Origin of the sequence: Shinella curvata, assembly GCF_022899935.1 — a bacterium.
In the GTDB taxonomy this organism is placed as follows: domain Bacteria; phylum Pseudomonadota; class Alphaproteobacteria; order Rhizobiales; family Rhizobiaceae; genus Shinella; species Shinella curvata.
Window position 1 is genome coordinate 475,810 of the sequence record NZ_JALJCJ010000005.1, and the last position, 20,867, is coordinate 496,676.

Genomic DNA, 20,867 nt, shown 5'->3' on the forward strand with positions numbered 1-20,867 from the left:
ATCACACCCGATCCGTCGACTTGCGGCCGAAGAGGCCCTGCGGCATGGCGAAGAGCACGGCGAGGATGACGACGAAAGCGGCCGCATCCTTGTATTGCGAGCTGACATAGCCCGCCGTCATCGCCTCCAGCACGCCAAGCAGCAGGCCACCGACCAGCGCCCCCTTCGGATTGCCCATGCCGCCGAGCATGGCGGCGGCAAAGCCCTTCAGCGCCAGCGCGAGACCGACATCGTAGCCCGTCAGCGTGATCGGCGTCACCAGCACGCCGGCGAGCGCGCCGATGGCGGCGGACATGGCAAACGAGAGCGTCATCACATAATTGGTGTTGATGCCGACGAGCTGGGCGGCAACGCGGTTGTTTGCGGTCGCGAGCACCGCGCGGCCGATCAGCGTGCGCGTGAAGAACAGCCAGAGACAGATGAAGACAGCGAGCGCGCCGGCAATGACCCACAGGCTTTGCGGCAGGATGGTCGCGCCGCCGATCAGGATCGGCTGGTCGCCGGAAAAGGCCGGGAAGCGGTGCAGCTGCTTGTCGAAGACGAGTTGCGTCGCCCCACGGATGAAGATCGATGCGCCGATGGTGATGATGATCAGCGAGACGACCGGGGCGCCGCGCGCTGGCTCGATGGCGAGCTTGTTGAGCGCCACACCGATCGCCGCAGTGACGATGATGGCGATGAGCGCCGCCAACGGCAGCGGCAGGCCGGCGGCGTGCGCGAAGAAGGTGATCATGCCGCCGAGCATAACGAACTCGCCCTGGGCGAAGTTCACGACGTCGGAAGCGTTGTAGATGATCGTGAAGCCGAGTGCGACCAGCGCATAGACCGCGCCGACCGTGATCCCGGACAGAAGGAATTGCAGCAGTTCGGGCATGGTGGCCTCCGCTTCGCGCACGACGTTTCCGCCGGCCCGCACCCTAAAAGCGCGGTCCGGAGGGTTCGATTACTCGACGATCTTCCAGCCGCCCTTTTCGATCTGCAGCATGCGGAAGGCCGAGAGGTCGAGACCGAGGTGGTCCTCGGCCGTCATGGTGACGGTGCCCGTCGTGCCGACGAGGCCCTTGGTCGCCTCGATCGCATCGCGGATATCGGAAGGCTCGGCGCTGCCGGCGCGCGTGATGGCATCGACGAGGATGCGCAGCGCATCATGGGCATAACCGCCGAAGGTCGAGACCGGCTTGCCGGTCGCCTTCTCATACGCGTCCTTGTAGGCGGTGACGACAGCGCGCTGCGGATCACTTTCCGGCAGCAGTTTGGCGACGAGCAGAGCCGTGCCCGGCAGGCGCACGCCTTCGGCGGCTTCCGCACCGGCAAGCTCGATGAACCCATCCGAGGCCACGCCATGCGACTGATAGAGCGGCAGGCCGACGGCGAGCTGGGCGTAGTTGCGCGTGACGATCGCCGGGCCCTGGCCGAAACCGGGGTTCAGCACGGCCTGGATGCCCTCCTTGCCCTTGATGTTGGTGAGCTGCGGCGTCATGTCGGCGTCGGTCGGGCCATAGGTCTCATCGGCCAGCACCTCGATGCCGTAGTCGCCAACGATCGACAGGCACTGCTTGTGCATGGAGGCGCCAAAACCATCGGAACCCGAGATCATGCCGATCTTGGTGATGGCGTTCTTCTTCATGTCTTCAAAGATCTTCGCACAGGCCATGCGGTCCGTGTGCGGCGTCTTGAAGGTGTAGGGCTTGACCGGATCGATGATCTCGATGGCGCCGGCCAGCGAGATGAAGGGGACTTCGGCATCCTCGAAGACCGGGATGATCGCCATGGAAGTGCCGGTGGTCGTGCCGCCGATCACGGCCACCACTTCGTCATCTTCCACGAGGCGGGTAGCAAAGGTGCGCGCCTTGTTCGGGTCGCCGCCATCGTCATAGATGACGAGTTCCAGCTTCTCGCCGTTGACGCCGCCGGCCGCGTTGATCTCCTCGACCAGCAGCTTCAGCGTCTTGGCTTCCGGGTCGCCAAGGAACGAGGCGGGGCCGGTTTCGGAAATGGTCGCGCCGATCTTGATATCGGCAAGCGCGGGTGCGGCAAGGATCAGGGCAAGGGCCGTGGTGGTGAGCGCAAATTTCATGTCGGTTTCTCCTCCCAACAAAGACAAAGGGTTAAAGCGAAAACTCCTCTCACGCCGCCACGGGGCGGCGCCACATGACCACGCGGAACCGGTTGGCGACGAAAGCCGCATCCGTCAAGCTGGCATTGCCTGCCGGGTTCGCACCGGTGACGTGGAAATCGCTGAAGGCGGCACTCTGGTTGACGTAGATGCCTCCGGTCAGGTTGACCGAAAGATTGACGCCCGCCGCGGCAAACCGGTCGGCGGCGGCAAGGATCTGCGCCTCGTCGGTGGCATAAAGGGCCGCGGTGATCGCGCCCTTGCGCTCGGCGAGGTCGGCCGCGCGGTTCACGCCATCGACGACATCATCGACCGCGACGACGAAGGCGATGGGGCCGAAGCGTTCTTCCGCATAGGTTTCGCTGTCCGCCGCGTCGACGGCGAGGATAAGCGGCGTTGCCGTGCGCGCGTCGTCAAGGCCCTCGACCGGTACGGAATCCCGCACGACGCGGCCGAGCGAACGGACTGTCGCGATGCGGGCGAGTGTTGCCGGATTGGCAATAGCGCCGCAGACACCGGCGGCGCGCGCCGGGTCGGCGAGCAGTCCATCGACGGCGGCGGCGATCCCGGCAGCAACCGCGTCAAAACTCTTGTGGCCCTCGTTCGTTTCGATGCCACCACGGGGAACAAAGATATCCTGCGGGGCGGTGCACATCTGGCCGGAATAGAGCGACAGCGAGAAGGCGATGTTACTGCACATGCCGGCAAAATTGTCGGTGGCGCCGATGACGATGGAGTTGACGCCCGCCTCTTCCGTGTAGACGTCGGCGGTGCCGGCGTTTTCACGGACCCAGGCTCCAAAACTGCTGGAGCCGGTGTAGTCGACGATGGCGACGGCCGGATGCTGCACGAGATCCCTGGTGATTTCGGAACCGGGCGCATCGGCAGCAAGCAGCACGATATCGGCGGCAAAACCCTCTTCCACCAGCACTTGGCGGGCGATCTCGACGGTGATGGCGAGCGGCAGGATGGCAGCCGGATGCGGCTTGACGATGACGGTATTGCCGGTGGCAAGGCTGGCGAAGAGGCCGGGATAGCTGTTCCAGGTCGGGAAGGTGTTGCAGCCGATGACCAGCGAAACACCGCGCGGAACGATGCGCCAGTGTTTTTCCATGACGATCGGCTCGCCCTTGCCCTGCGGCTTGGTCCAGATCGCCGTCGCCGGCGTGCGGGTCATCTCGGCATAGGCATAGGTGACAGCTTCGAGGCCACGGTCCTGCGCATGCGGGCCGCCGGCCTGGAAAGCCATGGCGAAGGACTGGCCCGTCGTGCGCATGACGGCATTGGCCATTTCGAAACTGCGCGCATTGAGGCGGGCGAGGATTTCGAGACAGATGCCGGTGCGCACCTCCGGGGAGGCTGCGGCCCATTGCGGAGCGGCAGCGCGCGACGCCATGACCAGCATGTCGGCGGAGGCTGCCGGATAGTTGATGCCGAGAGAGGGTCCGTAAGGCGACACTTCCGCACCAACGGAGCCTTCCGCCGGATGATCGGTGAGGACGAAGGCCTTGCCGAGCCGCGCCTTGTAGGCCGCGAGCCCCTCGTCCTTGGCTGTCTCGCCATAGATCTTGCCGCTCGGCACTTCGGGATAGGCAGACCAGAAATCACGCTTGGCGGCCGCTTGCAAAGCTGCATCCAGCGTCGGACGATGGCGCTCGAAAAGTGCGGTCATGGCTGCTCCTCCCAGTCAGTGCTTTTATAATTGACTGACCGGTCGGTTTATGCAAGAGTTTTTTTACGGTCGCCGCTGGGAAGGGCGACAGGGAGGAAAAATGTCCACATCCGACACCATTCTGTCGGCGCTTGCCGATGGTGTTCTCACCCTCACGCTGAACCGCCCTGACAAGCTCAACGCCTTCAATGAAGAGATGCATCTGGCGCTGCGTGCTGGTTTCGAGCGGGCGCATGCCGACGGAACGGTGCGTGCCGTGTTGCTTACCGGCGCCGGCCGCGGCTTCTGCGCGGGGCAGGATCTCGGCGACCGCGACCCGAAGAAGGGCGTGCCGGATCTCGGTCACACGATCGAGACCTTCTACAATCCGCTGCTCCGTCTCATCCGCAGCCTCGAAAAGCCGGTGATCTGTGCCGTCAACGGCGTTGCCGCCGGCGCCGGCGCCAACATCGCTTTCGCCTGCGACATCACCTTGGCCGCCCGCTCCGCTCGCTTCATCCAGGCGTTTTCCAAGATCGGCCTCGTGCCGGATTCCGGCGGCACCTGGAGCCTGCCGCACCTCATCGGAGAAGCTCGCGCCAAGGCGCTGACGCTGACCGCCGAACCGCTCGGCGCGGAAACCGCCGCCGACTGGGGCCTCATCTGGCGCGCCGTCGACGACGACAAGCTGATGGAAGAGGCAACTGCGCTTGCCACCCGCCTCGCCGCTGGCCCGACGCGTGGCCTCGGCATGACCAAGCGCGCCATCCAGGCCGCAGCGACCAACTCGCTGGACCAGCAGCTCGACCTCGAACGCGACCTGCAACGCGAGGCCGGCCGCAGCGCCGACTATGCCGAGGGCGTCTCCGCCTTCCTCGAAAAGCGCAAGCCGGAGTTCAAAGGCAAATGAGCGCCGCGACCCTTTCCCCGCAAGCGCTGGCGGAAGCCTGCGCCAAGGCCATGTGGGACGACGACAACGCCACCCGCCATCTCGGTATGGAGCTCGCCTCCATCGCCCCCGGCGAGGCCACGATCGCCATGACCGTCGCCGAGATCATGACCAACGGCCACGGCACCTGCCATGGCGGCTACATGTTCACGCTAGCGGATTCGGCCTTCGCCTTCGCATGCAACACCTACAACCAGCGCACCGTCGCCCAGCACTGTTCGGTGACGTTCCTCGCACCGGCCTTCAAGGGCGACCGGCTGACGGCAACGGCGCGCGAGGTATCGCGCCGCGGGCGGGGCGGCATCTACGATATCCGCATCATCAATCAGGAGGGCGAGCACATCGCGGAATTCCGCGGCCACTCGCGAACAGTCAAGGGTACGCACCTGCCGGAATGAGGCAGACCATACCCACATTCTTGCCGCACATTCTTGGAGGAGAATTTCATGGAAGACCTGTCCCCCCGCCCCGGCGAGCTCGAAGCGATCGAGACGGCGTCGCGCGACGAGATTTCCGCGCTGCAGCTTGAGCGCATGAAGTGGTCGCTGACCCACGCCTATGAGAATTCCCCCTTTTATCGCCAGCGCTTCGACGAGGCCGGCGTGCATCCCTCCGACCTGAAGACTCTGTCGGACCTCGCGAAATTCCCCTTCACCACCAAGAAGGACCTGCGCGACACCTATCCTTTCGGCATGTTCGCCGTGCCGCGTGAAAAGCTTGCGCGCATCCACGCCTCCTCGGGCACGACGGGTAAGCCGACGGTCGTCGGCTACACGAAGAACGACATCGACACCTGGGCGACCGTCGTTGCCCGCTCGATCCGCGCCTCGGGTGGCCGGGCCGGCGATATTGTCCATGTCGCCTATGGCTACGGCCTGTTCACCGGCGGCCTTGGCGCGCATTACGGCGCCGAAAAGCTCGGCTGCACCGTCGTGCCGATCTCCGGCGGCATGACCGAGCGCCAGGTCACCCTAATGCAGGATTTCAAGCCGCGCATCATCATGGTCACCCCCTCCTACATGCTCTCGATCCTCGACGAGTTCCGCCGCCATGGCATCGACCCGCGCGAAAGCTCGCTCGCGGTCGGAATTTTTGGCGCGGAACCCTGGACGAACGCCATGCGTGAGGAAATCGAGCAGGCCTTCGACATGCATGCCGTCGATATCTACGGCCTGTCGGAGGTCATGGGCCCAGGCGTCGCCAACGAATGCGTCGAGACGAAGGATGGCCTGCACATCTGGGAAGATCATTTTTACCCGGAAATCATCCATCCCGAGACTGGCGAAGTGCTGCCGGATGGCGAGATCGGTGAACTGGTGTTCACCACGCTCACCAAGGAAGGCCTGCCGATCATCCGCTACCGCACGCGCGACCTGACTCGCCTGCTGCCCGGCACCGCCCGCTCCATGCGCCGCATGGAAAAGGTCACCGGCCGTTCCGACGACATGATGATCCTGCGCGGCGTCAACGTCTTCCCGACGCAGATCGAGGAGCAGATCCTGAAATGTCGCGGTCTGGCGCCGCATTTCCAGATCGAACTGACGCGCGCCGGCCGCATGGACAACATGACGGTGCATGTCGAATGTACGGTGGAGATGGCCGACGAGGGCGCGCGGGCCGGCTCGGCGAAGGAGCTCGCTCACCATATCAAGAGCATCGTGGGGGTCTCCACCAGGATCACCGTGCACGAGCCAGGCGGCGTCGCCCGCTCGGAAGGCAAGGCGAAACGTGTGGTCGATAATCGGCCGAAAGAGTGAAACGCCGGTATAGCCCGGCACCGGCCTGATTGTGTATAGGGAGGGCAAGCCCCTCCCCGCGACCCAATCAGCCAGGAATGAGCAGAGCAGGAACCATGGCACGCACGCGCGCAGTCGATTTCGAAGAAAAGCAGCGGGGCATTCTATCGAGTGCCGCGGCGGTGTTCGCCGAGATGGGCATGGAGAAGGCGTCCATGTCGCTGATCGCCTCGCACAGCAATGTCTCCAAGGCCCTGCTCTACCACTACTATCCGAGCAAGGATGCGCTGATCTTCGACATCGTGCGCACACATCTGTCGGAACTGGAAAGTGCCATCGAGGCGGCCGACCGCACGGATATTCCCCCGCAGGACCGGCTTCGCCTGCTGGTGAAGGCCGTGCTGGCGAATTACGAGGGCCGCGACAACGAGCACAAGGTGCAGCTCAACGGCACCAGCGCGCTCTCTCCCGAACAGCTTGCCGAATTGCAGGCGATCGAGCGGCAGATCGTCAAGCGCTTCTCCGGTGTCATCCGCGACATCAATCCGGATCTCAACAGGGACCGGCCGCTGCTCATGCCGGTCACCATGTCGCTCTTCGGAATGATGAACTGGGTCTATATGTGGTTCCGCCCGAACGGGCCGGTCACGCGGGACGAATATGCGGATATCGCCACGACGCTTATCCTTGAAGGCGTGAAGGCTGTAAGTTAAGACTTACATAACCCTCGCGTTTCCCGCTTGCAACTTCCCGCCCCATCTCTCCTCCGTCATCCTCGGGCTTGACCCGAGGATCCACGCCACAAACGCTGTCATCGCCTTATGGATCCTCGGGTCAAGCCCGAGGATGACGTTGTGGGAAGGCGCCGTGGCGTCATGACGAGAGGCGCAAGCCCGCTCAATCCCCATCCCGCTCCACATCTTTACCAGTCGTCGCAACCGACTCCAGCCGTTCCGCGAACTCCCGCCGGAGCGTCCGGCGAAGCTCCGCCGCCTTGTAGCGGCGGATATCGACGGCACTCTTCGGGTCCAGTTCCGGCACGCGCACTGGCCTTCCGGCCTCATCGACGGCGACCATGGTGAAGTAACAGGAATTGGTGTGCCGACGGTGGCCGGAGCGGATGTTCTCCGCCTCGACGCGGATGCCGACCTCCATGGAGGTGCGGCCGGTATGGTTGACCGAGGCGCGGAAGGTGACGAGTTCGCCGACGTTGATCGGCTCCTTGAACATCACCTGGTCGACCGACAGCGTCACCGCATATTGCTGTGAGTAGCGCGAGGCGCAGGAGAAGGCGACGCGGTCGAGCAGGTTGAGTAGCGCGCCGCCATGGACCTTTCCGGAAAAATTCGCCATGTCGGGCGTCATCAGAACGGTCATTTCCAGGCGGTGCGGGTCCTGCTCGATCGGCGTCATGCGGTCACTCTCTCGTTTTGGCCACCATCGTCAGAACGTCGTATTGCGCGACGGTGGCGCCTAGCTGGTTCGTTACATTGCAGTCCCAGCGGACCTCGCCGTGCTCGGCATTGGCGCGCGGGTTGATCTCCTTGCAGGTAAGTTGCACCTGCAAGGTATCACCCGGATTGACCGGTGTCAGGAAGCGCAGGTTGTCGACGCCGTAGTTGGCGAGCACCGGACCCGGTGCGGGATCGACGAAGAGGCCGGCGGCGAAGGACACGATGAGATAGCCATGCGCCACGCGCCCGTCGAAGAACGGGTTCGCCTTGGCGGCCTCCTCGTCCATATGGGCGTAGAACGTGTCGCCGGTGAAGTTGGCGAAGTGCTCGATATCGTCGAGCGTCACCGTGCGCGAGGCCGTGGTGAGTTGATCGCCGATCTTCAGTTCGGCCAAGGATTTGCGGAACGGATGCTCGCCGTCCGCCCTTGCATCGGCACCTTGCATCCAGCGGCCGGTGACAGCCGACAGCATGGTCGGCGCGCCCTGTATGGCGGTGCGTTGCATGTAGTGCTTGACACCGCGCATGCCGCCCAGCTCCTCGCCGCCGCCCGCGCGGCCGGGTCCGCCGTGCACGAGGCCCGGCAGCGGCGAACCGTGGCCGGTGGAGGACTTCGCGCTGACGCGGTTGCCGATCATCACACGGCCATGGAAGGGCGCAAGGCCGAGCACGACCTCTTCGGCAAAGGCCGGATCGTTCGTAAAGACGGAGGCCACGAGGCTGCCCTTGCCGCGGCGGGCGAGATCGACCGCCTCTTCCGCGGTGTCATAAGGCATGACAGTGCTGACCGGGCCGAAGGCTTCGACATCATGGATGGCGCTGGCCGACCCTGGCTTGTCGCAATAAAGCAGGACTGGGTTGAGGAAGGCGCCGGCTGCCGCATCACCGGACTGGACGCTCGGATTATCAGGATCGCCGGCGACGATTTCCGCATCGGCCGATATATCGCGGATGCGGGCGCGAACCTCCTCGCGCTGGTCGAGGCTGGCGAGCGGGCCCATGCGGATGGCCTCGTCGGCGGGGTTGCCGATGACGGTCTTGCCGAGGCGAGCGCGCAGGCTTTCGATAAGGGCCTCGCTGTAGGAACGCGGGGCGATGACGCGGCGGATCGCGGTGCATTTCTGCCCGGCCTTCACCGTCATCTCGCGTGCGACTTCCTTGACGAAGAGGTCGAACTCCTCCGTGCCGGGCGCCGCATCGAGGCCGAGCACGGCAGCGTTGAGGCTGTCCGCCTCCATCGTGAAGCGCACGGAGTTCTGAACGATGGCTTTGTGCGTCTTGAGACGTTGACCTGTGGAAGCCGAGCCGGTGAAGGTCACGGCGTCCTGTCCCTCGACATGGTCGAGCAGATCGCCGACCGAGCCGCAGACGAGCTGCAAGGCGCCTTCCGGCAGGATGCCGGTCTCGACGATGCGGCGAACCATCAGCTCGGTTAGATAAGCCGTCTGGCTTGCCGGCTTGACGATGGCGGGAACGCCGGCGAGCAGCGTCGGTGCGAGCTTTTCCAGCATGCCCCAGCAGGGGAAGTTGAAGGCATTGATGTGGACGGCCACACCCTGCAAGGGGCTCAGGATATGCTGCGCGGAGAAGGTGCCATCCTTGGAGAGTGGTTCCACGTCGCCATCCAGCAGAACGCGGGTGTTCGGCAGTTCGCGCCGACCCTTGGAAGCATAGGACAGCAGCGTGCCGATGCCGCCCTCGATATCGACCCAGCTGTCGGCACGGGTGGCGCCGGTCGCGGTCGAAAGCGCGTAGAATTCTTCTTTTCGCTCCATTAGCGCCTGGCCGAGCGCCTTCAGCATGGCGGCACGCTCATGGAAGGAAAGGCGCCGCAGCGCAGGGCCGCCCTTGTCGCGGCCATAAGCGAGGATCGCCTTGAAATCGATGCCGGTGGAATCGATGAAGGCGACGGGTGCACCGATGGAGGCGTCGAGCAGCGGCACGCCCTCTTTGGCACCGGCGATCCACTGGCCGCCGACATAGCTTTCGAGCCGGCGCGGCCGGTTTGCCATGACGTTCATCTCGTCGTCCCTTCAGTTCAGATTGAGCGCAGAAAGCTGCGCATCGACCTCGGCCTGCCAATCGGCAAGCAGGGTCTCGTTTGGTGTATGCCTGAGCCCGAACCGGGACAGCGTCTCGAAGCGGGCCGAACCGGAATGACCGAAGCTCGCGGCAACACGCGGATACCAGTAGGCGACGGAGGCCTTTGCGCTGGCACGACTTTGCTCATTGTCAACGATCTGCACGAGACCGGCGATGCCAAGCTCGGCATGCCGCGTCTCGCGCGGCAGGATGGCGCGGAAGACTTCGGCAAGCGGCTGGTAGGAGACCCGCGACAGCTCTTTCAACTGCACGACGCTCGCTCGCCCCATCAGCACGTTCATGACGACGGCGTCCACCCAGCCCTCAAGCGGATAGTGGAAGACGGAAAGGCGCATGTCGCCACCCTGCCGCGCCGCGCCGATATCTGCCTCTCGGGAAAGCCGTTCTGCCCAGGGATGATGCACGGCGTATAGGCCGCCATCTGCCCCAAAGGTTTCCATGACCCGCAGGACCTTGCCGGCATGGTCGGCCTTTTCCAGCACGATGCGGGCGGCGGAGATGCGTTCCTGGATGCCCGGCGCGTCGTTGATCGTATCGGCGAAACCGGCGGAACCGGCCAGTTCGCTGTCGACGAAACTCGCCATCAGGCGCAGCAGTTCGCCACGATAGCGCGGCGGCACATTGGCCGGCGACGAGAGAACACCGCCCTGGGCCAGATAATCCTCGATCGGCATGGTATCGGACATGCGATTCCCCCCTACTGGTCGTAGCTGACGACGATGCGGTCGGTGAGCGGGTAGCACTGGCAGGTCAGGACGTAACCCTGGCGCACCTCATAGTCCTCCAGCGCGTGGTTGACCTCCATCTCGGCTTCGCCCTCGATGACCTTGGCGCGGCAGGTGGAACAGACACCGGCCTTGCAGGCATACGGCGCGTCCATGGCGTTTTCGAGCGCGGCGTCGAGCAGGCTCTGGCCCTGCTTCGGAAACTTGAAGATGCGGGTCGCGCCATCGAGCGTGACGGTCGCCTCGCAAGTCGCGCCCTGGTCTGCGCCGGCAACGGCTTCCACCTTGCGCCTGATACGGCCGGGCTGCGAGGAGGCAAACAGTTCGAACTTGATCTGGTCGTCGCGCAATCCGTGCTCGCGCAAGGCTGCGGCGATCGCCAGCATCATCGGCTCGGGGCCGCAGATGAAGGCGGTGGCAATCGATTTGATATCGATCCAGTTCCTGAACAGCGCGGCGCATTTCTCGCCGTCGATGCGGCCCGTGAAGAGGTCGATCTCCTGCGCTTCGCTTTCCAATACATGCAGCACGGAGAAGCGGCCGAGATAGAGGTTTTTCAGGTCCTCCAGCTCCTCGCGGAACATGATCGAGCTGATCTGGCGGTTGGCATAGACCAGCGTGAAGCGGGCGCGCGGCTCGCGCGACAGCACCGTCTTGATGATCGAGAGCACCGGCGTGATGCCGCTGCCGCCGGCAAAGCCGAGATAGTGTTTGGACACTTCCGGCTCCAGCGCGGTGAAGAAGGCGCCCATCGGCGGCATGGCTTCCAGTGTGTCGCCGGCCTTCAGGGTCTCGTTGACCCAGGTGGAGAAGCAGCCGCCATCGACACGCTTGATGCCGACCTTCAGGACACCCTCATCCTTGCCAGCGCAGATCGAATAGGAGCGGCGCAGCTCCTCGTCCTCGAACTTGCGGCGGAAGGTCAGGTACTGGCCCTGCGTGAAATCGAAGGCGGCGCGGTCCTCGTCGGCGGGCCTAAGCGTGACCACGACCGCATCGCGCGTCTCGCGGCGAACGTCGGTTACGGTCAGGGGATGAAAACGTGCCATGCGTGGGCCCTTTCCATAGAGCAATTCCAGCAAAAGTGCGTCGCGGTTTTGCGTCCGGAATTGCGTAAAAACAAAAAGCTCTGGTGGTCAGATGCACTTGAAGTAGTCGAACGGTTCCAGGCAGTCGGTGCAGCGATAGCTCGCCTTGCAGGGCGTCGAGCCGAACTGGCTGATCTTCTCGGTATTCACAGATCCGCAGCGCGGACAGGCGATCGTCAGATTCGAGCGGCCGGACAGCCGGTCGATGCGTTTCATCAGCACGCCATCGGCGGCCGTTCCGTCGATCGGCGGGGCGATGCCGTAGTCGCGCAGCTTTTCGCGGCCCTCGGCGCTGATCCAGTCCGTCGTCCAGGCCGGTGAAAGCTGGCGTTCCAGCTTCACCTTGGAAAGGCCCTTTTCCGCCAACGCCGTCTCGATATCGAGATTGATGATCGTCGTGGCGGGACAGCCCGAATAAGTCGGCGTCACCGTCACAACCAGCGTGTCGTCGCGCCATTCGACATCACGGATGATGCCGAGATCAGTCAGCGAAATGACCGGGATTTCGGGATCCGGTACCTCAGCCAGCCAGTGCCAGACCTCATCGATCGAAGGGCGGAGCGCCGGGTCCATGACCGCCTCCTACCAGGTGGCGCCCGGATAGGCGCGCTGGAGGAACTGCATCTCGGTGAGGATGAAGCCGAGATGTTCCGTGTGCACACCGCGCCGGCCGCCCTTGTGCATGTAGCCGTCGGCGGGTTTCTTCAGCGTGCCCTCGGTCAGCGCTTCCGCAACAATCTCGTCCCAGCCGGTCTTGAGGCCCTGCGGTGCGGGGATGATGCCGGCTTCGACCAACTCGGCATCCAGCGCATCGCTCGTGAACATTTCACCGGTGAAGGGCCAATGCTCGTCAAGGGCCTCCTGCATGCGGCGATGGCTTTCGGCCGTGCCATCGCCGAGGCGGATGATCAGGTCGCGGCTGCGGTCGAGATGGTAGGAAACCTCCTTGAAGGCCTTTTCCGCGATCTCGGCGATGCGCTGGTCCGACGAGCCTTTCAGCGCCTTCAGCAGCAGATAGTGCCAGGCATCGAACAGGAACTGCCGCATCAGCGTCCTGCCGAAATCGCCGTTCGGGCGCTCAACCAGCAGGATGTTGCGGAAGTCGTAGCCGTCGCGCAGATAGGCGAGGTCGTCGGCCGAGCGGCCCTTGCCTTCCACTTCGCCGGCAAGGCCGAGCCAGAGCTGCGTCTGGCCGATGAGGTCGAGCGCGGTGTTGGAAAGGGCGATATCCTCTTCCAGCGCGGGCGAGTGGCCGCACCATTCGGAAACGCGGTGGCCGAGGATCAGCGCATTATCGCCGACACGCACGAGGAATTCGAAGAGCGCAGCCTGGCGGGCCGCCGGATCGCGTGCTGCCGTCGCCATCACATGTGCCCCACTTCATCCGGAATGTCGAAGAAGGTCGGGTGACGGTAAACCTTGGAATTCGACGGGTCGAAGAGCGGGCCTTTTTCCGAGGGAGCGCTCGCGGTGATCTCCGCGGATTTCACCACCCAGATGCTGACGCCCTCGTTGCGGCGCGTGTAAACGTCGCGGGCATTGTTGATCGCCATCTCGGCGTCGGGCGCGTGCAGGCTGCCGACGTGACGATGGTTGAGGCCATGCTGGCCCCGAATGAAAACTTCCCAAAGCGGCCATTCGCTGGACATCGTGCTCTCTCCCTTACTCGGCGGCGATCTTGGCGGCGGCGCGGCGGTCGGCGACCTTTTCGGCATGGGCCGTCAGGCCATCGCGGAACCAAGCGCCGTCGCTCCATGCCTTCTTGCGCGCGTCGAGGCGTTCGGCATTGCAGGGGCCGTTGCCGGCAATCACGTTGAAGAATTCTTCCCAGTCCGGCTCGCCAAAGTCGTGGCCGCCCTTTTCCTCGTTCCATTTCAGGTCCGGGTCGGGGATGGTGAGGCCGAGATACTTTGCCTGCGGCACGGTCTGGTCGACGAATTTCTGGCGCAACTCGTCGTTGGAATTCTGCTTGATCTTCCAGGCCATCGACTGGGCCGAATGCACGGAAGCGTCGTCCGAGGGACCGAACATCATCAGCGACGGCCACCACCAACGGTTCAGCGCATCCTGCACCATGGCCTTCTGCGCCGGCGTGCCCTTCACCATGCGCATCAGGGCATCATAGCCCTGGCGCTGGTGGAAGCTTTCCTCCTTGCAGATGCGCACCATGGCCCGCGCATAGGGGCCGTAGGAACAGCGCTGCAACGGCACCTGGTTCATTATGGCGGCACCATCAACCAGCCAGCCGATCGCGCCAATATCCGCCCAGGTCAGCGTCGGATAATTGAAGATCGAAGAATACTTCGCCTTGCCGGAATGCAGCTGCTCGTACATCTGGTCGCGGCTGATGCCGAGCGTTTCGGCGGCACAGTAGAGATAGAGGCCGTGGCCCGCCTCGTCCTGCACCTTGGCGAGCAGGATGGCCTTCCTCTCAAGGGTTGGCGCGCGGGTGATCCAGTTGCCTTCGGGAAGCTGGCCGACGATTTCGGAATGGGCGTGCTGGCTGATCTGGCGCACCAGCGTCTTGCGGTAGCCTTCCGGCATCCATTCCTTCGGCTCGATCTTCTGGCCGGCGTCGATGCGCTCCTGAAAGGCACGCTCGTGGGGTTCCATCTCTTCGAGGGACCGGACGCGGGCGGCGTCAGTCTTTACCATCTGGGCATACATGGTCTTCTCCTCAGGCTGTGCGCGTCAGACGCGCTCGAGAATGATGGCGATGCCCTGGCCGACGCCGATGCACATGGTGCACAGTGCATAACGTCCGCCCTGGCGGTGAAGCTGGTAGGTCGCAGTGGTGACGAGCCGCGCGCCGCTCATGCCGAGCGGATGGCCGATGGCAATCGCCCCGCCATTCGGGTTCACATGCGCGGCATCGTCCGGCAGGCCGAGATCACGCAGCACTGCGAGCGCTTGCGAGGCAAAGGCCTCGTTGAGCTCGATGACGTCCATCTGGCCGAGCGAAAGGCCGGCACGGTCCAGCACCCGGCGCACCGCGGGTGCAGGACCAAAGCCCATGATGCGTGGCTCAAGCCCGGCCGCTGCCATTGCGACGACGCGCGCCTTGGGGGTCAGACCCTGCGCCCTGGCAACGGCTTCGCTGGCGATAATCAGCGCGGCCGCACCGTCATTGACGCCGGACGCATTGCCGGCCGTAACGGAAAGGTCCGGGCCGTTGACGCCCTTGAGCTTGCCGAGCTGTTCGGCCGTCGTGCCGGGACGCGGATGTTCGTCGCGGTCGACGACAAGCGGATCACCCTTCTTCTGCGGCACATGGACCGGAACGATCTCATCGGCGAAGACGCCGGCCGCGTGGGCGGCGGCCCAGCGCGCCTGGCTGCGGGCCGCAAAGGCGTCCTGATCCTCGCGGCTGACGGCAAAGTCGGCGGCGACGTTGTCGGCCGTCTCCGGCATGGAATCGACGCCGAACGCCTTTTTCATTTTTGGATTGACGAAGCGCCAGCCGATCGTCGTGTCGTAGACGGCATTCGCACGAGAGAAGGCGCTCTCGGCCTTGGGCATGACGAAGGGAGCTCGGCTCATGCTCTCGACACCGCCGGCGATGACGAAATCGCAGTCGCCGGCGCGGATGGCGCGTGCGGCCATGCCGACGGCGTCCATGCCGGAGCCGCAGAGGCGGTTGACGGTGGTGGCGGGAATGGAAACGGGGAGACCGGACAGCAGCACGGCCATGCGGCCGACATTGCGGTTGTCCTCGCCGGCCTGGTTGGCACAGCCATAGATGAGGTCATCGACCTTCGACCAGTCGACGCCGGGATTGCGTGCCATCAGGCCCGAAAGCGGCAGGGCCGCCAGATCGTCAGCGCGGACCGACGACAACAGGCCGCCATAGCGGCCGATGGGCGTACGGACAGCATCGCAGATAAAGGCTTCGGACACGCGGTTTCCTCCCTGTACCCAAGGCCGGCTTGCCTCTCCCGAAACATTCGCCGACCGATCGGTTGGTTATTTACCACCCAATGCATCACAAATCAATGGAGATTTCTCCGATTTCTGTGACGTCTCATTTCAGCCGCTGTTACTCTAGCACAAACTGGGTTTTTCCGTATGAAATGTGCCTCAGGCGGCGTCGCGCAGCAGTGAAAGACGGCGCAGCGTCGCCTCGCTCGCCTCCGGCAGCGCACCATCAGCCGTGACGAAATGGCGGGCGACATGCAGGTCCGCCTCGGGCGAAAGGCGAAGGTAGAGATCGCTGAAAAGCCGCCGTGCCTCTTCGCCCGGCCAGTCGGCCGGCAATGCCGCCTGCGGCAAGCGCGGATCCCGAAGCACGACGAGGCGGAACTGGTGCACCAGCACCAGCCGGGCGGCAAGGCTTTCGGCCGTGCCCAGCCGTGCGCCACCCGCGAGCAGATCGGCAAGCCGGCCGAACCGCCCGATGAAGGCGCGATAGGCGTCCGCATGCTGCGCAAGGTTCCAATGGTCGGCCGCAAAGACGCCGAGGTCGCCTTCACCGCTCACGACCTCTGCCCGAAAGAGCACGGCCGGCTGTTTCAGCGACGGCATGGGCCGCGCGCCCACCGCAAGCCGTGGCCCAAGGCGCGCATGGCCGGCGCGCTCCAGCACCTGCATCGCCTCGTCCGGCGCCGAACCCGTCAATTGCACGAAATGCCAGTCCGCCACTTCGGGCGGGCCGAAGAGCATGCGCGCCGCGGCGGCAAACTCGGCGCGCGCCGGCGCGGCCAGCCGATAGAAGCTGCGGCGCCCCTCGCGTTCACCCGACAATTGCCCCGCCGCAACAAGGCGCGAGACGGCAGTGCGCACCAATGTCTCACTGATGCCGACGGCTCCGCAGGTCTCGATGAGATTTCCGGTCCAGACCACACCACCACGCGGCTCCACCACGTCGCCATAGATGGTGACGATGAAGCCGGCCGCTTTCAGCGGGCTTTCCTCCAGGATCGTCCGCATCAGCGTATCGAACACGCTCTCAACCCTGTCCTGTTCCGACGGCAAAGCTGCCCCCTCATGCTGCATGTGCGCCGAGGACTAGCGCGAACGGACGACGACGAAAAGCCCCGACGACAAAGTGCTGCCAGAACCGCCCGAACCGGCAATCGCCTCGTCAGCAAATATTAAGTTGCATCTGCCATCGTCCGAAAACGCCCACGGTGCGCCTGAAGCGGCGCAAGCCACGGAGACGAACGGATCGCAATGAACGACCGAAATGCGCAATTTTCCTTTCGGGGGCTGGGCTACTACATCCCCGCCCTCGTTGTTGCTTTCGCGGTCCTCATCGCCGTCTTGCTCGCCGATGCCCAGAAGCGCCGGTTGGAGGAAGAGTACCTCCGGTCCTCCACCACCGAACAGCTCGGCCTGCTGCGCTCGCGCCTGGAAGGCAACATTCTCGGCAACATCAAGCTGGTACAGGGCCTTGTCGCGACGCTGTCGACGGAGCCGGACATGTCGAGCACACGCTTCGCCGATCTTGCCGGCCGCATCTTCGGTGAGGACAACCAGCTCCGCAGCCTCGCCATCGCACCCGATTTCGTCGTCTCGCTCGTCTATCCGATGAAGGGCAACGAACGCAGCCTCGGCCTCGATTACCGCAAGAACGAACGACAGCGCGCCGCCGCACTCCAGGTGCTGGAGGAGGACAGGATGATCGTCACGGGCCCGGTCGATCTCGTGCAGGGCGGCCGCGGCGTCATCGCGCGTTATCCGATCCATACAGGCAGCGACAACGCCTTCTTCGGCATCGCCTCCGCCGTCATCAATCTCGACAGGCTTCTGTCCAGCAGCGGCTTCAGCGACGATCTCAAGATTGCCGCCTCGCTTTCCAGCAGATCCCATGGGGGAGGCGAGGCAAGAACATTCTTCGCGACGCCCGACACTGTCGATATCGACCCCGTCGTCATGACCATCGACATCGGCCACGAGGTCTGGACCATGTCGGCCGCCCCGCTGAAGGGATGGCACCAGCCCTCGGCCGATCTCGGGATCTTCCGCGGCGGTCTCGCGCTCCTCGCCATCATCATCGTCGCGCCGATGTTCTGGGTTGGCTACCTGATGAAGGATCGCCATCGGCATATTCTTGCATTGCAGGACCGCGAAGACCGGCTCGAGACCGTCTCGCAGCGCCTGCAGCTCGCACTGGATGCCTCCAAGGTGGGGGTCTGGGAATATGACAGCGAGACCACCGGGCTCTCTTGGGACGCCCGCATGCGCGCGCTCTACAATGTGCCGCCGGGCCAGCCGATCTGCGGCTACGACGACTGGCGTGCCGCGCTTCATCCTGATGACATCGCGGAAGCCGAACGCACCTTTGCGACCGCCATCGCCGATGAAAAGCCTTACATCACGGAATTCCGCGTCGTCGGGTGCGACGGCGGCATCAGGCATATCCGTGCCCATGGCATGACCTATCGCGCCTTGTCGGGCGCCAAGCGCATCGTCGGCGCCAACTGGGACGTGACGGCAGACATCCTGCTGCAGGACGAGCTGCTCCAGGCAAAGCTGACGGCCGAGGCACAAAACCGCGCGCTGGAAGAAGCCCGCCGCGTCATGGAGCACAACTCCCTGCACGACGCCCTCACGCGCCTGCCCAATCGCCGTTTCCTCGACCAGCAGCTGGCGCTATCAGGCAATGGTGAGAGCCGCCCGCTGACGTTACTGCATATCGACCTCGACCGCTTCAAGGATATCAACGACACACTCGGCCATGCCGCTGGCGATGAGGTGCTGAAACACGCCGCCAGTGTGCTGCGCGCCCATATTCCACTGGAAGACTTCATCGCCCGGATCGGCGGCGACGAGTTCGTTCTGCTTTCGCGCCGCGATCCCTCCGAGGCTGACTTCACCGCCCTTTCGGCCCGCCTCATCGAAGCGATCAGCGAGCCGATGACAATCGAAGGCCATGACTGTCGCATCGGCGCCAGCATCGGCATCGCCACGCGCAACGATGCGGATGAATCCCCCGAGCAACTGCTCGTTAATGCCGATATAGCGCTCTACGAAGCAAAGCGCCGCGGCCGCAACCGGGTCGAGGCCTTCAATGACGAGTTGCGCTTGCGTACGGTGGAGGTGAAACGCCTCAGCGACGACATCCTGCGCGGGCTCGAACGCGGCGAATTCCACCCCTTCTTCCAGCCGCAGTTCGATGCCGAGACGCTGGAAATCGTCGGCGTCGAGGCGCTGGCCCGATGGCAGCATCCGACGCGCGGCTTCATCGCGCCCGATGTCTTCCTGCCGGTCGCCGAGACCCTCAATGTCGTCGCCCGCATCGACGAGACGATCCTCGATCAGGCGCTGTTCCAGGCGATGCGCTGGGAGGGCCAGGGGCTCGGCATTCCGCGTGTCTCGGTCAACGTTTCCTGCCAGCGCCTGCGCGATGAAGGCCTGATAGACAAACTCAGGGCGATGAACATCCGCCCCGGCGCGCTGACCTTCGAGCTTCTGGAGTCGATCTCCTTCGATACGGCCGATGACGGGCTGCGCCAGGCGATCGAGGAGATCAAGGCGCTCGGCATCGACATAGAGATCGACGATTTCGGCACCGGACATGCCTCGATCGTCAGCCTTTTGGAATTGTCGCCCAAGCGCCTGAAGATCGACCGGCGGCTGGTGCAGCCGCTGCTCGAATCGCCCTCCCAGCAGAGCCTCGTCCGCTCGATCATCGACATCGGCAAGGTGCGGGGCATCGAAACCGTCGCCGAGGGCGTCGAGACGCTCGACCATGCCGAGCTCCTGCGCAATCTCGGCTGTCACACGCTACAGGGCTATGCTCTTGCGCGGCCGATGGGAGGTGACGATTTCCTCGCCTTCGCCAAGGCGCGCGGCTGGATGCCGGCCGCCAGGATCACTCCGGTAAAAGCGAGCCGATGATATCGGCCACAGCGCTGCCGTCATGCTGGCCGCGCTGCCACGGATCTTCAAACTCCCCGATAACGGCCTCCGCGCCAAGCCGCATGCAGGCCTCCTCCAGCGCCCCGTTTCCAAGATAGGCAAAGGCCCCGACGGTCTTTTCGAAAGGTAGAAGCTGCCGGTTCGCCAGCACATGGGTGAAAGGCCGCACATCCGCCCCACCGCGCTCGCGCCAGACGGCCGCGGCCGTTTGCAGCAACTGCGCCACATCAAGCCCCCGCGTCTCGCGGCACTGCAGGATGTTGCCGATAAAGACGCGCCGGGCATGCACATTGCGTGCAATCGCCGGCACGACATCCTCGACCAGCAAATGCGGCAGAATGCTGGTGTAGAAACTGCCCGGCCCGAAAACCACGATATCAGCACTTTCGAGGCTTTCGATCACCGCCTCGTTCGCTGCGACCGGCGCCCCCGCCGCCGTAGAAAGCGCAATCTCGCGAATACCGATCCTGCCCTGCTCCTCGCCAAGTGCAGTGACCTCGTGCTGCCCGGAGAGGGCGGTTCCATCATTCAGCACGGCCGATAGGCCGACGCTGCTTTCCGCGGTCGAAGGCCAGACATGGCCGGCGATATCGCAAAGCTTGCGGAAGACGAAGATTGCGGTGTTGATGTCGCTGTTGTGGGCGAGATGCGCGCCGGCGAGGATGAAGTTGCCGATACTGCCATTGCGAAAATCGAAATCCGTGCCGATGGCGGCGCGGAAGGTGCGCAGGTAGTTGAGGATCGCACCGCGCAAGCCCGGCTCCATGCGCTCGAGTAGCGGATGGTGGCTTTCGGCATAGAGCGCAAATTCGGTTCTGGCATCCGCCGCACTGCTGCTGGTGAGGCGCGCATTGCAGACCTTGACGATATCGCCCGCCCGGCCTTCGCCATGCGCCATGGTCATCAGTGCCTGACGGATATCGCCGACGCCGAGCACATCGAGGCTTTCGCGGATCACCTTGGAACTGCCGCCGCTGTCCCACGCGGGAACGATGCGGGTCAACTGCGCCGGTTTGGCGCACAGCGCCAGATTGGTGGAACGGCAGGCCGTGCCGCCGGAAAACAGCACGATATGCGGCAGGCGGTCGGCGGCCATGCAATCTCCCGGACAGGAACCCCGGAAAACGCGGATGCGCTTTCCGGGTTGGATCTGTCGATAGAAATAGGGCGTTTTCACGGTTTGAG

At 64.2% G+C, this 20,867-nt stretch carries 19 protein-coding genes; 5 read left to right on the forward strand and 14 right to left on the reverse strand.

Features of this window, described 5'->3' with window-relative positions; translation table 11 throughout:
- Nucleotide 1: 1 nt before the first annotated feature.
- From MUU55_RS20250 to paaN, 3 genes are all read right to left on the reverse strand, one after another.
- Nucleotides 2-874, reverse strand: a complete 873-nt coding sequence (locus MUU55_RS20250) for a branched-chain amino acid ABC transporter permease (protein ID WP_244762699.1) — start codon at nucleotides 872-874, stop codon at nucleotides 2-4.
- 69 nt (nucleotides 875-943) lie between these two features.
- Nucleotides 944-2,077: an ABC transporter substrate-binding protein gene (locus MUU55_RS20255; protein WP_244762569.1), complete on the reverse strand. Its 1,134-nt coding sequence runs from the start codon at nucleotides 2,075-2,077 to the stop codon at nucleotides 944-946.
- 49 nt (nucleotides 2,078-2,126) lie between these two features.
- Nucleotides 2,127-3,788 carry a phenylacetic acid degradation protein PaaN gene (gene paaN / locus MUU55_RS20260; protein ID WP_244762570.1) on the reverse strand — a complete coding sequence of 554 codons (1,662 nt, stop codon included), beginning with the start codon at nucleotides 3,786-3,788 and terminating at the stop codon, nucleotides 2,127-2,129.
- Between the two features lie 100 nt (nucleotides 3,789-3,888).
- On the opposite strand from paaN, the gene paaG reads away from it, so the two are divergent.
- From paaG to MUU55_RS20280, 4 genes are all read left to right on the forward strand, one after another.
- Nucleotides 3,889-4,677 carry a 2-(1,2-epoxy-1,2-dihydrophenyl)acetyl-CoA isomerase PaaG gene (paaG, locus tag MUU55_RS20265; protein ID WP_244762571.1) on the forward strand — a complete coding sequence of 263 codons (789 nt, stop codon included), beginning with the start codon at nucleotides 3,889-3,891 and terminating at the stop codon, nucleotides 4,675-4,677.
- Nucleotides 4,674-5,114 carry a hydroxyphenylacetyl-CoA thioesterase PaaI gene (paaI, locus tag MUU55_RS20270; RefSeq protein WP_244762572.1) on the forward strand — a complete coding sequence of 147 codons (441 nt, stop codon included), beginning with the start codon at nucleotides 4,674-4,676 and terminating at the stop codon, nucleotides 5,112-5,114. Before paaG ends, paaI begins: the two co-directional genes overlap by 4 nt.
- A gap of 48 nt (nucleotides 5,115-5,162) precedes the next feature.
- Complete coding sequence (paaK, locus tag MUU55_RS20275) at nucleotides 5,163-6,473, forward strand: phenylacetate--CoA ligase PaaK (RefSeq protein ID WP_244762573.1); 1,311 nt, start codon at nucleotides 5,163-5,165, stop codon at nucleotides 6,471-6,473.
- Between the two features lie 95 nt (nucleotides 6,474-6,568).
- Nucleotides 6,569-7,165 (forward strand): TetR/AcrR family transcriptional regulator, encoded by a 597-nt coding sequence (locus MUU55_RS20280; RefSeq protein ID WP_244762574.1) that lies wholly within the window; start codon nucleotides 6,569-6,571, stop codon nucleotides 7,163-7,165.
- 184 nt (nucleotides 7,166-7,349) lie between these two features.
- Here the strand turns inward: MUU55_RS20280 and MUU55_RS20285 are convergent, their stop codons facing one another.
- The 10 genes from MUU55_RS20285 to paaX all read right to left on the reverse strand — a co-directional run bounded on the left by MUU55_RS20285 (nucleotide 7,350) and on the right by paaX (nucleotide 16,748).
- Nucleotides 7,350-7,865, reverse strand: coding sequence for an acyl-CoA thioesterase (locus MUU55_RS20285; protein WP_244762575.1), 516 nt, complete (start codon nucleotides 7,863-7,865; stop codon nucleotides 7,350-7,352).
- Between the two features lie 4 nt (nucleotides 7,866-7,869).
- Nucleotides 7,870-9,927 carry a phenylacetic acid degradation bifunctional protein PaaZ gene (gene paaZ, locus MUU55_RS20290; RefSeq protein WP_244762576.1) on the reverse strand — a complete coding sequence of 686 codons (2,058 nt, stop codon included), beginning with the start codon at nucleotides 9,925-9,927 and terminating at the stop codon, nucleotides 7,870-7,872.
- Between the two features lie 12 nt (nucleotides 9,928-9,939).
- On the reverse strand, nucleotides 9,940-10,695 hold the full coding sequence (locus MUU55_RS20295; protein WP_244762577.1) for a Phenylacetic acid catabolic protein: 756 nt from the start codon (nucleotides 10,693-10,695) through the stop codon (nucleotides 9,940-9,942).
- A gap of 11 nt (nucleotides 10,696-10,706) precedes the next feature.
- On the reverse strand, nucleotides 10,707-11,783 hold the full coding sequence (paaE, locus tag MUU55_RS20300) for a 1,2-phenylacetyl-CoA epoxidase subunit PaaE (protein ID WP_244762578.1): 1,077 nt from the start codon (nucleotides 11,781-11,783) through the stop codon (nucleotides 10,707-10,709).
- Nucleotides 11,784-11,870: 87 nt separating this feature from the next.
- Complete coding sequence (gene paaD / locus MUU55_RS20305; RefSeq protein ID WP_244762579.1) at nucleotides 11,871-12,395, reverse strand: 1,2-phenylacetyl-CoA epoxidase subunit PaaD; 525 nt, start codon at nucleotides 12,393-12,395, stop codon at nucleotides 11,871-11,873.
- 9 nt (nucleotides 12,396-12,404) lie between these two features.
- Nucleotides 12,405-13,187: a 1,2-phenylacetyl-CoA epoxidase subunit PaaC gene (gene paaC / locus MUU55_RS20310; RefSeq protein ID WP_244762580.1), complete on the reverse strand. Its 783-nt coding sequence runs from the start codon at nucleotides 13,185-13,187 to the stop codon at nucleotides 12,405-12,407.
- Nucleotides 13,187-13,471: a 1,2-phenylacetyl-CoA epoxidase subunit PaaB gene (paaB, locus tag MUU55_RS20315; RefSeq protein WP_244762581.1), complete on the reverse strand. Its 285-nt coding sequence runs from the start codon at nucleotides 13,469-13,471 to the stop codon at nucleotides 13,187-13,189. The genes paaC and paaB overlap by 1 nt, the downstream gene beginning before the upstream one ends.
- Before the next feature lie 13 nt (nucleotides 13,472-13,484).
- Entirely contained in the window at nucleotides 13,485-14,489 is a 1,005-nt protein-coding gene (gene paaA / locus MUU55_RS20320) for a 1,2-phenylacetyl-CoA epoxidase subunit PaaA (protein WP_244762582.1), read from the reverse strand.
- Between the two features lie 24 nt (nucleotides 14,490-14,513).
- A complete protein-coding gene (gene pcaF / locus MUU55_RS20325) occupies nucleotides 14,514-15,719 on the reverse strand; it encodes a 3-oxoadipyl-CoA thiolase (RefSeq protein ID WP_244762583.1) in 1,206 nt (401 codons plus the stop codon).
- Nucleotides 15,720-15,899: 180 nt separating this feature from the next.
- Nucleotides 15,900-16,748, reverse strand: coding sequence for a phenylacetic acid degradation operon negative regulatory protein PaaX (gene paaX, locus MUU55_RS20330; protein ID WP_244762700.1), 849 nt, complete (start codon nucleotides 16,746-16,748; stop codon nucleotides 15,900-15,902).
- A 243-nt stretch (nucleotides 16,749-16,991) separates the two neighbouring features.
- On the opposite strand from paaX, the gene MUU55_RS20335 reads away from it, so the two are divergent.
- Entirely contained in the window at nucleotides 16,992-19,661 is a 2,670-nt protein-coding gene (locus MUU55_RS20335) for a bifunctional diguanylate cyclase/phosphodiesterase (protein WP_244762584.1), read from the forward strand.
- Here the strand turns inward: MUU55_RS20335 and MUU55_RS20340 are convergent.
- The gene (locus tag MUU55_RS20340) at nucleotides 19,636-20,778 is read right to left on the reverse strand and encodes a gluconeogenesis factor YvcK family protein (protein WP_244762585.1); all 1,143 of its coding nucleotides are present in this window, start codon (nucleotides 20,776-20,778) and stop codon (nucleotides 19,636-19,638) included. The two genes, MUU55_RS20335 and MUU55_RS20340, sit on opposite strands and share 26 nt — an antisense overlap.
- Nucleotides 20,779-20,867: the final 89 nt, after the last annotated feature.